General features: G+C 48.0%; 10 protein-coding genes. 7 read left to right on the plus strand and 3 right to left on the minus strand.

Annotated elements, in window-relative coordinates; genetic code table 11:
- The first annotated feature begins 360 nt into the window (after positions 1–360).
- Positions 361–1,521, plus strand: a complete 1,161-nt coding sequence (locus tag ACFFLD_RS08830; RefSeq protein ID WP_386039223.1) for a YagK/YfjJ domain-containing protein — start codon at positions 361–363, stop codon at positions 1,519–1,521.
- A gap of 192 nt (positions 1,522–1,713) precedes the next feature.
- Positions 1,714–1,998: a helix-turn-helix domain-containing protein gene (locus tag ACFFLD_RS08835; protein ID WP_386039225.1), complete on the plus strand. Its 285-nt coding sequence runs from the start codon at positions 1,714–1,716 to the stop codon at positions 1,996–1,998.
- A 222-nt stretch (positions 1,999–2,220) separates the two neighbouring features.
- Here the strand turns inward: ACFFLD_RS08835 and ACFFLD_RS08840 are convergent, their stop codons facing one another.
- The 3 genes from ACFFLD_RS08840 to ACFFLD_RS08850 all read right to left on the minus strand — a co-directional run bounded on the left by ACFFLD_RS08840 (position 2,221) and on the right by ACFFLD_RS08850 (position 4,275).
- Positions 2,221–2,808, minus strand: coding sequence for a hypothetical protein (locus tag ACFFLD_RS08840; RefSeq protein ID WP_386039227.1), 588 nt, complete (start codon positions 2,806–2,808; stop codon positions 2,221–2,223).
- A 271-nt stretch (positions 2,809–3,079) separates the two neighbouring features.
- Positions 3,080–3,712, minus strand: a complete 633-nt coding sequence (locus ACFFLD_RS08845; protein ID WP_386039229.1) for a hypothetical protein — start codon at positions 3,710–3,712, stop codon at positions 3,080–3,082.
- Positions 3,713–3,762: 50 nt separating this feature from the next.
- Positions 3,763–4,275, minus strand: coding sequence for an opioid growth factor receptor-related protein (locus ACFFLD_RS08850; RefSeq protein ID WP_386039231.1), 513 nt, complete (start codon positions 4,273–4,275; stop codon positions 3,763–3,765).
- A gap of 476 nt (positions 4,276–4,751) precedes the next feature.
- On the opposite strand from ACFFLD_RS08850, the gene ACFFLD_RS08855 reads away from it, so the two are divergent.
- From ACFFLD_RS08855 to ACFFLD_RS08875, 5 genes are all read left to right on the plus strand, one after another.
- Positions 4,752–4,964 (plus strand): helix-turn-helix transcriptional regulator, encoded by a 213-nt coding sequence (locus tag ACFFLD_RS08855; RefSeq protein WP_386039233.1) that lies wholly within the window; start codon positions 4,752–4,754, stop codon positions 4,962–4,964.
- Between the two features lie 197 nt (positions 4,965–5,161).
- Positions 5,162–6,616, plus strand: coding sequence for a YfjI family protein (locus tag ACFFLD_RS08860; protein WP_386039235.1), 1,455 nt, complete (start codon positions 5,162–5,164; stop codon positions 6,614–6,616).
- A 231-nt stretch (positions 6,617–6,847) separates the two neighbouring features.
- Entirely contained in the window at positions 6,848–10,183 is a 3,336-nt protein-coding gene (locus ACFFLD_RS08865; RefSeq protein ID WP_386039237.1) for a helicase-related protein, read from the plus strand.
- A 3-nt stretch (positions 10,184–10,186) separates the two neighbouring features.
- Complete coding sequence (locus tag ACFFLD_RS08870) at positions 10,187–10,858, plus strand: DUF4391 domain-containing protein (protein WP_386039239.1); 672 nt, start codon at positions 10,187–10,189, stop codon at positions 10,856–10,858.
- Positions 10,859–10,898: 40 nt separating this feature from the next.
- Positions 10,899–12,860, plus strand: coding sequence for a site-specific DNA-methyltransferase (locus tag ACFFLD_RS08875; RefSeq protein ID WP_386039241.1), 1,962 nt, complete (start codon positions 10,899–10,901; stop codon positions 12,858–12,860).
- Position 12,861: the final 1 nt, after the last annotated feature.

A 12,861-nucleotide genomic window follows, 5' to 3' on the forward strand; every position in this document is an offset into this window, starting at 1 on the left:
AAGCTGGCTGAGGTAATTAAGGAACCTATGTTATTGGCTATAAAGGGGTTATTAAGAGTTGATAGAGACCACTGAAGGCTATGGGAACCAATAGCCATTCAATAGAGAACATTTATCGCTACTGAGAGAAGAAACACACATCGCAATGAGCAATAAGAGAAGTGGAATAAGATCAAGCTGAGGAAGCGCTTCGTGCATGGTCTAATTCCATGCAAAGCGCAGGGTGATAAGAAGCAGGTTGCCTATTACTGAGCAGTTAGCGCAACCAACTAGGAACGGCAGTGACGTAAATTTTTACATACCGGCGTGATGGTACGAGCGAAAGGCTCAATATCCTATTCAATGCCGGAGATACCTCCCATGTACGACCTCAATGACCCTAACCACCCCGACTACGATACCCTCACCGAAGATAGCATGCTGAATCTGCTGTACAGCCTAGGAGATACCCAATGCGAAACGAATGCGTTTGGTATGGATATTTCCTCTCCCTCATATCACTACTGGCTGAGGGATCTGATTAAGGTTAATAAGTGCTTGAAGGCAATGGCTAGGAAGCCTGCTTTCTTAGACAGTGAACGCCTTATTCAGCCAGTATTTTTTGGAAGCGACATGGTACGACTGGGTAGTGATCCCTTGTTAAACATGTTGCAGACCGTTTACACGGTGATAGTCACTATTTTCGATCCCCACGAACCTATGCCTTATCGCCCCAGCCCTTACGCTGAGAGCTTCCTTTGGGCCTTCGGGCAATGTACTTATCTACATGAAGCGGGGTTCCAGTCACCGCCGACCATGACACGTGAGAATGCAGAGCAGGCTGTCATGGACTTAAATAATCGACTCGGAGCGTGGTATGAGTACATGACTCAGCCAAGCTTCATTAATCAGTGTGGGCGGAACAAACGCAATGGCCGAGACAACTGCAAGAGAATCCACCATTTAATCGATTCGTTATTTGCCTGCTATGGCCGCTTACAGGTCGTGCGCGTTGACCTTTCCTACAGCAAAGACGACGGTTCATGGATCGATTATGAAACTGCTAGATACCACCGTGAGCAGCTGTGTGGACTCTTTAACACCCATGGCCTGTTTGCGCACTTACTAGGCTTCGCCTGGAAGCTGGAGTGGCGTCCCCAGAAAGGCTTTCATTACCATTTCCTATTTTTCTTCAACGGCCAGAAGGTTTGTAATGACGTAATGCGAGCCAGCCAGATTGGTCAGCTGTGGGCACAACAAATCACCGGTGGTCAGGGGGTCTATTTCAGCTGTAACCGAAAAGCCACTAACCGTTACAAGTTTAATGCCTGCGGCGAAGTCGCCTTTAACGACACACATAAGCGCAAAGGGCTCAATAAACTTGCAAGCTACCTCACGAAAGTTGATGAATACGCCTCAATGGCAGTACAAGGCCGAACCTTCCAAACCAGCCCAGCCCCCCGCCTTCCTGATGGACCGCGTGTCGGCCGACCACGCCAACAGCCCCAGTCCCTTCCAAATTTTCAACCAGAATCTATCTAACGTTCTGGTACCTCTGCCTATGGTATGGGCTACGGCAATCACGGGAGAAAGTGGGGTTATTCAACCTCCGACGGTAAGTGCCGTAGTTTTCATAGCACTAATTGCGCGTTGCCAATATCCATAGACGCCTACTGACAATGGCTCGCTACGCGGGCCTATTTAACTATTAACGCAATTACCAGGAGGCTGATGATGTTTCGCTTTCTAAACGAAACGCTCCCCCGCGAACCTAGCGATGATAAACGGCTAGTTGCCTTAGAGCATGACGAGCCCAAACGGAGATTACTTCGCGACGCCACGGCATTGCGTAAACAGCGTGGTATCACCCAAGCCACAATGGCTGCAGAGCTAGGTGTCTCACGCCGCACCTTGGAGGAGTGGTTACAGGGGCGTCGATATCCTAAAGGTCCAGGACTGACTCTGTTAAGTCGATGGATGGACCAACATCAGAAAGCGACACCCAGCATTAAGCTGTAACCGAATAACAATATTCACAATTGTTTTAAATGAGGTTAGCCTTTTCACAAAGACGGACATTCCCTTCAAGACGTGGGCCCACACAGCCCACGGGCTGCGTTACTGATTAACCCCGCTTGATCAGCGTGAGAGCGGTGTTCGATTTATCTACGAACGGATTGTCAGTTTTCCTGTTAGCCGAGCGTATAAAATACTAAGTGGTATGACCTATCATAGTCTTTGCTAGGTGTCGTCCCAGTGCTTTCTGATGGCTCCGATGTTGGAGTCACTTCTGGCCCGCCGCCTATTGCGGTAGGTAATGAGAACGCAGCCTTCGGGTAGACCAAATACTTTTTCAATGGAGCGCAAGGTGCTGAAAATCGAGGCATCTGAACGCACTCTTCTGTAACGCGTAGGGGTTTGCTTCGGTCCGCTAGGCTCTTCTTCAATCAGCTCGTCGTCATTGTCGTCGTCGTCCAGGCCAGGCTCCGAGACATCTAGGCGCCACATGAACGGCTCATCCGTTGGCTTATCGAGAAGGGACAGACGAGCAATATTGACTATAAATCCATCCCACTCCAAATCTTCTAGAAAGAGCGACTCAATCCTTGAGACCTCGTCCTCCGTCCAGGTTACTGGGATGCGCCGCCCTTTACACTTGAGCTCTATGAAGGCCTCTCTAGGTTGTTCGCCCCAGTAGTGAAGCATGAGCGTATCCGCTAGATCGAACAAGGCCGGCCCGGAAGCGGGGTACTGCCACAGCGGTTCGATTTCCTGACCATCACGATTGAGGATGCGATAGGCATACCCCGGCAACCATTTTTTCTTCATATGCTCCCTACACAAAACTATTCTAATGAGATGAGGCACTATGGACAGACGCACCAGAAACTAGCGCAACCCCAAGTGCCGTACTCTAGCCGTTTTCAAAAACAAAATTAAGGCATGCCTCAATCTTCTTTGGTATCGAGGATAAGTTAGAGTAGCGGTATAGACGCCTGAATAGCTCAGCTGTCAATAATCAAAGGCTTCAAATAATCTGTTCGCACAGAATACGCTCTCGACTTCAGACTCTGGGCCAAGTCACGACGAATACCCTGACTTACTCTAGATCAGCAGACTCATCTACCTGAGGTCGAAAGCCGTTCCGGAATAATCGAACAATCGAGAAAGGAGTGAGAACGGTCGCGATCGTGCCTGGCTCGGGAAGCGATTCCGCTCGGCCATAGCCACCAAACGACCAGGGGAGCAATGCTGTATCAGTGATGAGGTAAGCGTCGTCCTCTCTTTCGATGAAGGTACCGAACGGCAGCGTATCCACTGGCGCCTCGACGGTGATTTTAGCTCCTCCTCGTACGGCTCGTTCCGAGTGAAGTAGCTTGTCAATAGAGATAACCGTCACCTTTTCGCTGGGCACCGCCTCTGGGTTAGCGTTCAGCCATTTAGCCCTAAACTCTCGGAAGCGTTCTTTACGGCATGTGCCGCAGGGACGATGCCCTGCAGCGAAAGCAGTGGCTTCATCTAGAAAAAATAGCTGGGAGTATTTCCCAGGCTCGAAGAGAGGGCGTCGGTAGCCACCATAATCCAGCACACAGGTTACCCATGACTTCGTTGACCAATGGCGGACAATGGCTTTTTCTTGGTCGTGGAGGACACCACGATTGCCCATCAGGCTGCCTCGAGCCCTGTCTGATTGAAGAGTGCCGAAGGGATCAGCGCGATTTTGTAGCGGCATGGACATTCCTTACCGGATTAGGGTGGTCGAGAGTTATAACAATCTGTGCTTCAGGATTGATTCGCCGCCCGCCAATACCTGAGAGACTGCTCTGACACCACGCCACGTGTTTGGCCGATCTCGATCACCGCATGCTGAAACGCCGTGGCCAGTTCAGGCTGGTGGCATAGATGTAGGCTACGAATGATACGCGAAATGCGCAGGTGGTTATGCCCGCCGTGCTTGAGCCAGATATGTTCGTGCATGTTGAGTTCGGGTAAGGACTCAATATTCAATTCTTGGCGTACCAGACCGAAGAACGTCAGCATCATATCCAGCGAGTGCTTATGGTGCGTCCGTAGTGTCTCGTCAGTGGCAAAGGCAGTCTGCTCCTCCTCGCCTAGCAGCGGCGCAAAGCCGTTGAGGCGCCCCGCCTCGGGGATCGGAAACAACCACTGAATGTAATCATGCGTGTGCTCCAACCAGAAGGGCGGCAGCGACCAGACATCCTCAAGTGTCCGGCCTTTGTGATCGAATCCCTCTCCGGTATAGAAACTGATCAAAGCAGATGATGTCGTCGTCATTATTCGCTCCTTCCATGTATCGCATAATCAGTGCCTGTGCATCGCTCAACTGATAAGGCCGCCTTGTTAAGGCGGTGACTCGCAGAAAAAAGTAGGCATCAATGCTGATTTTTTAGGGGTGGGTGAAACGACAAAATCCTAGAAATTTTGTTGAGATGGAAGCTCCCCGCGTACTGAGTGTGGCAATTCTGGGCCCGGATCTACTGCGAAAAAGCTTGGTGCTGTCCGGCGACGCTGCTACATCCTGCTACAAGTAGCGGCGTAGCGGGGGTAAGCTAGGGAAGCTGATAAAGTTTTCATGCCTATTCTAGATTTGATTAAAAAATAAATTGTCAAGGAAAAATATCTAGGGTAGAGCGGGTTGAGGGAATAACCCTAGATAAAAGCGGATGCACGAAATGGCTGGGTTCTCTAACGTTGCTACCAATCCACCCCGGCGTGGAGGTTTCTTTAACGAATACGGAGAACTTATCGCCATGTACACAACTGACGATTTTACCATTTTGCGCATGAAGGACTTGGTTGACTTTATCGGGCTTTCGCGCTCAAAGATCTACGAGATGTTAGATCACAACTCCAAACGGCATGATCCCGCCTTTCCCAAGCAGGTACGTTTGGGAACTGCCGCCGTAGGCTGGTATCAAGGTGAGGTAATTGCCTGGCTACAGCGTCGGCGTCAGCAAAGCTAAATAGCCGAAAGGTGGTTTTATTCATTCGTATTGTATTTGCTCTTTAACAACGAAATTTTCTACCACGCCCTGAGTACGGCGCATTGGCAATAATTTGTCGATGTCACCGTCCATGGCATTTCGTGTGAGCTGTAAATGCTCACAGGGGTAAAGGAGTTTCGTGGTTTCCTAAGCGGGATCAGTCAGCGAGGTAACCCATGTCTCTTTTCAATTTTTATCACATTCTGCCTTCAACCGTTTTTGATTTCCCCGTGATTGATAGTGGTGGGCCTTTACTCAGCAAGATCTACCAAGTCGCTGAAGCAACGCAAGCACCACTTCCCATGGTAGTGCAAGGAGGGTTGGCAACTGCATCGTTTCTTCTTCAAAACCTGGTGGATGTGGAGAAGCCAAACGGGCAAGTCGTACCACCAAGCCAGTATTTCGTTACTGTGGCGGTATCAGGTGAGCGCAAAACAACGGTAGATAACCAATTTTCTCAAGATCTTAACGAGCTAGAAGCTGACTTAGACGATAACTACGAACAGGAGGTCTTAGAATACGAACTTGATTTCGAAATCTGGAAAGCAAAAAAGAGGGGGTTATTGAAAGCAGTAGTAAATGATGGCGATGAGAATGCTATCACCCAGCTTTATGAGCACGAGCAGGCACAACCTAAACACCCCGCTAGAGCAGGTATTCGAACGTTCAGTGATGTAACACCTGAGGCGGCTCTCGATATTTTTTACCGAGAATCGATCAATTCAGCAATTTTACGTTCCAGCGAAGGAGAGGAGATATTAGCCGGGCCTGCAGCTCGCAAGTTATCACTATGGAACTCGTTATGGGGTGGTGATCCAGTTAGAGTTGATCGTAAGACAAGTAGTAGCTTTGTGGTGAACCCACGCACGACGCTTTTTATTCAAGCACAACCCAGCATTATGCAACGTTTTGTTGCGAAAGGAGGTGAAAACGCACGTGGTATCGGTTTTTTTGCAAGAACGCATATTACCTATCCATTAACGACGCAAGGGTATAGACAAGTTAAGGAAATCGACAAAACTCCGAATACTGAATATGAAAAATGGGTCAAAGAGCTTTTTGAGTTCAACGTACAGGCAAGTAAAGCGGCTGACTTTAAACGCATTAAGATTGGCTTTTCACTACTCGCGAAGGAGCGATGGTTCATTGTAGCCAATGAGATTGAGCGTGAAATACGCGTCGGTGGGCGTTTTGAGAGAGATGGGGACCATGCTTCAAAACTCGCAGATAATATCGCACGCATGGCGGTACTGCTGCATTGTGCAGAGCACGGCTTAAATGAGGAGGTTTCATTAGATACGCTAAATGATGCTATTAGGCTCAGCTTCTGGTTTTCTAACGAGTTTATTCGCCTTTTCCAGGCACCATCGGAAGAACAGCAAGACTATTTCTCGCTACAAGGCTGGTTTAACCAAAAACGCACGGAGGGGTACCGTTATCTGAGAAAAAATCGTGTACGAAAATATGGACCAAATTCGTTACGCGATGCAGGCAAACTAAACATAACGCTTGATGCATTGCACAACAATGGGGAGATACGCATTGGTACAATGGCTAAGAAAACGATCATTGATCTATACCCGAACTATCAAGATGATCAAGCATTACTGATGTCAGTGGTCAACTCATAACCAACACAGAACCCCGAGTCCTATTAGGCTCGGGGCTTTTGCGTTTTAGTGGGAGTAAAAGGCTATTCACGTGCGGCGTAATCTAAGGCCTTAATTCAAAGGGAAAAGTGGCGGTTTGAAAAAGTGAAGAATGCTTCATTAACCGCTTGCGTTGATATACGCTGGCAAGCCACACCTTTTAATAGCACGCCTGGCACGGTTTACGGCCAAGGAGCGGTAGGAGACGAGCGCATGGAGATCATCGACAACATCAACCGGTTGTTAGGCGATGACCTGAAAGACACTCTGCAGCCCGGAGCTAAGCTCAAAATAGCGGCTTCCTGTTTCTCTATCTATGCTTTCGAAGCTCTAAAAAAAGAACTTGAGAAGGTTGAGTCTTTAGACTTCATTTTCACGTCGCCTACCTTCGTGCCTAGTGAGGCCACCGACACGCTGCGAAAAGCTCACCGTGAGTTTTTTATCCCTAAGGCCGAACGCGAGCGCAGCCTTCATGGTAGTGAATTCGAAATACAGCTCAAGAATCAGCTGAACCAGCGGGCCATTGCCCGCGAGTGTGCCAGCTGGATACGCCGCAAAGCTAACTTCCGTTCTAATCGTGGGCAGGCTGCTATGCAGCCCTTCGCTGGGGTTGAAGCGCAAGGAAACAATACGGTCTATATGCCGCTGCAAGGTTTTACTGCCGTAGATCTTGGCTACCAGCCAGGCAATGCTGTCTCTAACTTCGTTACCCGTTTCAGTGACCCAGCGCATACGGCACAATTTATGGCCCTGTTTGAACAGCTTTGGGCAGACGATGACAAGCTGGAGGATGTGACCGCTCAGCTATGCGAACACATCGAGACCGTCTACCGAGAAAACTCCCCTGAGCGTATTTACTTTTTAATGCTTTATCACATCTTTCACGAGTACCTCGAAGACATCAGCGAAGACGTATTACCAAACGACCGCACGGGGTACCAAGATAGCGCCGTATGGCAAAAGCTATTCAACTTCCAGCGGGATGCAGCCACCGGCATCATCAACAAGCTGGAAACCTACAATGGCTGTATCCTGGCGGATAGCGTTGGGCTCGGGAAAACCTTCACTGCCCTGGCGGTCATCAAATACTACGAGCTGCGCAACCGTTCGGTGCTTGTGCTCTGTCCGAAAAAACTGGCCGACAATTGGCTGACGTATAACCGGAACCTGACTACCAATGTCCTGGCGAAGGACCGGCTCAATTACGATGTGCTGTGCCATACGGATTTGCAGCGTACGCACGGCGAATCGTTAGGTATGCCGCTGGATCGCGTCAATTGGGGTAATTACGACCTAATAGTCATCGATGAGTCGCACAACTTTCGTAATAACGATATCTACAAAGACCGTGAAACGCGCTACCAGAAGCTAATGAATCAAGTCATGCGTGCTGGTGTGAAGACCAGAGTGCTTATGCTCTCGGCGACGCCAGTCAATAATCGCTTCAATGACCTGAAGAATCAGCTGGCTCTCGCTTACGAAGGTGAATCGGAAAACCTAACGCGGCACTTGAACGGTGCCAAAGATATTGACGGTGTATTTCGCCGTGCACAGGCAGCGTTTAACCACTGGTCATCGTTACCACCTGAACAGCGCACTACCAGCGCCATTCTCAAAACGCTGGATTTTGATTTCTTTGAGTTATTAGATAGTGTCACCATCGCACGCTCACGGCGGCATATCGAAACTTTTTACGACACCACTGATATTGGCAGGTTTCCTACACGCCGCAAGCCTTTGTCGTTCCACTGCCCGCTGACAACTCGCACGGACGTGATCGATTTTAACGAAATTTTTCAACATCTGTCCCAGCTGAGACTCGCTGTCTATGCGCCGATTAGTTATATCCTACCGAGCCGACTGAAAAAATACGAAGACATGTATGACACCAAGGTGACCAGTGGGGGCGGACGCTTCAAGCAGGCTGATCGGGAAAAAAGCTTGCAAGCTTTGATGACGACGAACCTGCTAAAGCGCTTGGAAAGCTCAGTGGCCTCTTTTCGGCTGACGTTACAATCACTCAAAAACAGTCACCAGGCAATCCTAGATAAAATCGAGCTTTTCAAGCTAAACGGCAGTGATGAAAGCTTTGCCGATTTAGCTGCTGCTTACGAGGATGCTGATCCCGATGATGACAACATCCCCATGCCAGATGACAGCACGGTGGGTAAGAAGGTGCAGATCAGCTTGAAGGATATGGATTTACCATCCTGGGAGCACGATCTCAATAACGATCTAGTATGGATTGACCTACTTTTAGAGCAAATGGCAAAAGTTACTGCGGATGACGATGCCAAGTTACAGCACTTAAGCAAATACATAGCGGATAAAATCACGACTCCCATCAATCCAGGGAATCGGAAAATCCTGATCTTTACCGCTTTCGCTGATACCGCTAAGTACCTCTATCAGCAATTAGCACCGGCATTATTGGATAATCACGGGATCCACACGGGGTTGGTCACTGGAAGTGATTCGCCTACTTCAACACTAGGCAGCATGCCGGACAGCCGTCGCCACTATGACTTTCAGGGGCTACTAACTCTGTTCTCGCCGCAATCTAAAAGCAAAGCTCAGGTGTTCCCGAACGAACCGCGTGAGCTTGATATTTTGATTGCTACCGACTGTATTTCGGAAGGTCAGAACCTTCAAGACTGCGACATGTTGATCAATTATGACATCCACTGGAACCCGGTCCGTATCATCCAGCGCTTCGGGCGGATCGACCGTATCGGTTCGACCAATGCCACAATCCAACTGGTCAACTACTGGCCGGATATCAGTCTAGATGAGTACATAAACCTGAAAGAGAGAGTTGAAAACCGCATGGTGATTGCCGATGTCACCGCGACAGGGGATGACAACGTGCTCAACGCTCAAGCCAACGATATTGCCTATCGGCGTGAGCAGTTACGGCGCCTAAAGGACGAAGTGGTAGAGATGGAGGATTTGAAATCAGGTGTCTCGATCACTGATCTGGGCCTGAACGAGTTTCGCATGGACTTGTTGGGTTACATAAAAGAGAGCGGTGATTTAAGGCACATTCCCAATGGCTTACATAGCGTTGCTCCCGCACAGCCTGAAAAGGGGCTGTTTCCCGGCGTGATTTTTATGTTGCGCCACCTTAATACCTCGGCGAGCAAAACGGAAAGCGAGATGCAGCAGCAAAACCGCTTGCATCCCTATTACCTCGTGTACATCGGCAACAACGGCACGATACTCAATGATTACTCAGAGGTGAAGCGGCTATTAGACCTGGCTCGTACAGCGTGTAAAGGGCACACAGAGGCCGTAGAGACGGTATATCGTCCGTTCAATCAGGAGACCCAAGATGGGCGGGACATGAGTGCTTATTCGGCGTTACTTGATCAGGCCATTCGTTCCATGGTGGATGTGAAAGAAGAGCAGGAGATCGATAGCTTATTTGGCGGTGGGACTACCACGGCTTTAGTAGATACCATACAAGGACTTAGTGATTTTGAATTAATGGCGTTCCTGGTGATTCGGGAGACAGGCGCTCTCCAAGCTCAGACAGAACAGGGGCGTTAAGAAATGTCGGGTTCGCTATATCAATACCCCGCAAAAACTCGTTTAGACCGCGTAGTGGCGAAACAGAAAATTCTTGCCCATATAAAGGGCAGTGCCAAACTACGCGATCGCTTGCGTGATGAAGTTGATCAGATAACCTGGCACGCCAAGCTTGCCCCTAGCACGTTGAATTTACCCAGCACGAAGGAGGTACCCGAGCTACAGGTGTTTGTGATAACCCTGAAAGGCGTAGCACTCCACGACGATGTGTTGAGTGCCATTGACCGCGCTATCCCGTTTCCCATTGTGTTTGAGTTGAAGGGCCCAAGCGGAGTGTGCGTTAAAGCGGCCTACAAGCGCCCCAGTCAAGCGGATGCCAATCATTGGGTAATAGAAGAAAGCTATCTCAGTAGCGGTTGGCATGAAAAGGATGCGGAACGCTGCCCATTACCACCTGCTCTTCATCTGAAAGCGCTTTACCACCAGTGGCTGAGTGAGCTGATACCCACGCCCAAGCGTGATGGTGAGCGTTTGGAAGAGCAGATAGCACGCTTTAATACAGCCAGCGCATTAAAAAAGCAGGCTGAAAAATTAGAAAAACGGTTACGCAACACGAAACAATTTAACCGCAAAGTCGAGCTGAATGCCGAGCTTCGCGGAGTCCGAGAACAGATTGCCGAATATATCGCCAGCTAGTGGCCAAGAGAGCCAAGCAGGCCAGAAGAGACGAGACACCATGGATAAGCTCAAAATGCACTCGCCCAACCTAACTGAGGGCAACATCGCCAAGCTGGCAGAACTCTTCCCTACCTGTGTGACGGAAGCGCGTGATGAGCATGGCAATGTAAAGCAAGCAATAGACTTCGATCAGCTTCGCCAAGAACTATCTGAGCATATTGTTGAAGGCCCACAAGAGCGCTATCACTTGAACTGGCCCGGCAAGCGTGACGCCTTGCTAGCGGCCAATGCGCCGATTGCTAAAACGCTGCGCCCTTGCCGGGAAGAAAGTGTTGACTTTGATAACACCAAAAACCTTTTTGTTGAAGGAGATAATCTAGATGCGTTAAAACTTCTCCAAGAGACTTATCTTGGAAAGGTAAAGATGATCTATATTGACCCGCCATATAACACCGGAAATGATTTTATATACTCAGACGATTTTTCTGAAAATAAAAATGATTTTTGGATAAAATCAAATCAGGTCGATAATGCTAAAAACTACTTGGTCGCAAATCCTGAATCTAATGGTAGATTTCACTCTGCTTGGCTAAGTATGTTATACCCTAGGTTAAAGCTTGCTAGGAACTTGTTAAAAGAAGATGGTGTTATATTTATAAGTATTGATGATAATGAGCTTTCAAATTTACAGAAAATGTGTAACGAAGTTTTTGGGGAAGGTAATTTTTTAGGAATAATTGCTAATATCAACAATCCTAAAGGACGCTCTGATGATAAGTTTATAGCAACATCACATGAGTATGTTGTTGTTTATGCAAGAAATGTTTTTTGTGCAAAGGTTTACGGATTTGAACCTGATGAGAAAGTTGTCAAAAGATATAATAAGATTGATGACGAAGGTAATAAATTTAGAGAAATTGACTTAAGAAAAACAGGTGACTCTGATAGAAGAGTTGATAGGCCGGATATGTTTTATTATTTTTACTTCTGTGAGGCTGGTGAAAAATTGCGAGTCTCAAAGGTTAAAGATAAAAAGCAAGATGAAATCGAAATATACCCAATTAAGGAAGATGGAAGTGATGGGCGTTGGAGATGGGGCTTTTCAACTGCTAAAGAAAAGATAGACAGTTTAATTGCAAAATTTATGCCGACTCGAAAAATATGGGGTATATTTGAAAAGGATTTTTTAACAGGGAGACCCCCGGTAAAATCGACTAGCTCCTGGGTGTTCAAAGATGTAAATAGTGAAAGGGGCAGTGAACAGTTTATTGATCTTGGTTTTGGAAAAGAGATATTTAATAGACCAAAACCTTTAGGTACTTTGAAAAGGTGTCTTGAAGTGGGGACTATTCCCGAAGAGGAAAGTCTGGTTTTAGATTTTTTTGCTGGGTCAGGTGGTATAGCACAGGCTGCTTTTGAGTTGAGTGCTGAGCAGAAAAGAAGTTTAAGGTTTATTTTGGTGCAGCTTCCTGAGATTTGTAGTGAAAATTCAGAAGCTTTTAAGGGAGGATATCAAAATATAGCTGAAATATCCAAAGAGCGTATACGGCGTGCTGGAAATAGGGTTCTTAATGGCGAGCTTCATGAAAGCTGGAACCGAGATATTGGTTTCAGAGTGCTCAAGATAGATCACTCAAACCTGCAAGAAGTTTACTACCAACCGGGTGAGCTGCGTCAGGATATGCTGACCGATACTGCTGATAATATTCGCCCAGACCGTACCCCCGAAGACCTAGTCTTCCAAGTGTTGCTAGACTGGGGTGTTGATCTCAGCCTTCCGATAGCGCAAAAAGACATTGCGGGTAAAACCGTTTACTTCGTAGATGGTAGCGACAAGCACATGGCGTTAGCCGCCTGCTTTGATCTTGATATCGATGAGGCCTTCGTCAAGCAGCTTGCTGAATATGAGCCGCTGCGTGCCGTGTTCCGTGATGCAGGTTTTGCCAACGACAGCGTCAAAATCAATGTTGAACAGATATTTGCCCAGAAATCGCCCAATAGCGAAGTGAAGGTGATTTAAC

It is taken from the genome of Vreelandella sulfidaeris (assembly GCF_042429665.1).
Classification (GTDB): Bacteria; Pseudomonadota; Gammaproteobacteria; order Pseudomonadales; family Halomonadaceae; genus Vreelandella.

What these genes read in the sequence shown, in the direction of transcription:
- ACFFLD_RS08830 (WP_386039223.1), top strand. Translation starts at nt 361, where the DNA reads ATGTACGACCTCAATGACCCTAACCACCCCGACTACGATACCCTCACC.
- ACFFLD_RS08835 (WP_386039225.1), top strand. Translation starts at nt 1,714, where the DNA reads ATGTTTCGCTTTCTAAACGAAACGCTCCCCCGCGAACCTAGCGATGAT.
- ACFFLD_RS08840 (WP_386039227.1), bottom strand. Translation starts at nt 2,808, where the DNA reads ATGAAGAAAAAATGGTTGCCGGGGTATGCCTATCGCATCCTCAATCGT.
- ACFFLD_RS08845 (WP_386039229.1), bottom strand. Translation starts at nt 3,712, where the DNA reads ATGCCGCTACAAAATCGCGCTGATCCCTTCGGCACTCTTCAATCAGAC.
- ACFFLD_RS08850 (WP_386039231.1), bottom strand. Translation starts at nt 4,275, where the DNA reads ATGACGACGACATCATCTGCTTTGATCAGTTTCTATACCGGAGAGGGA.
- ACFFLD_RS08855 (WP_386039233.1), top strand. Translation starts at nt 4,752, where the DNA reads ATGTACACAACTGACGATTTTACCATTTTGCGCATGAAGGACTTGGTT.
- ACFFLD_RS08860 (WP_386039235.1), top strand. Translation starts at nt 5,162, where the DNA reads ATGTCTCTTTTCAATTTTTATCACATTCTGCCTTCAACCGTTTTTGAT.
- ACFFLD_RS08865 (WP_386039237.1), top strand. Translation starts at nt 6,848, where the DNA reads ATGGAGATCATCGACAACATCAACCGGTTGTTAGGCGATGACCTGAAA.
- ACFFLD_RS08870 (WP_386039239.1), top strand. Translation starts at nt 10,187, where the DNA reads ATGTCGGGTTCGCTATATCAATACCCCGCAAAAACTCGTTTAGACCGC.
- ACFFLD_RS08875 (WP_386039241.1), top strand. Translation starts at nt 10,899, where the DNA reads ATGGATAAGCTCAAAATGCACTCGCCCAACCTAACTGAGGGCAACATC.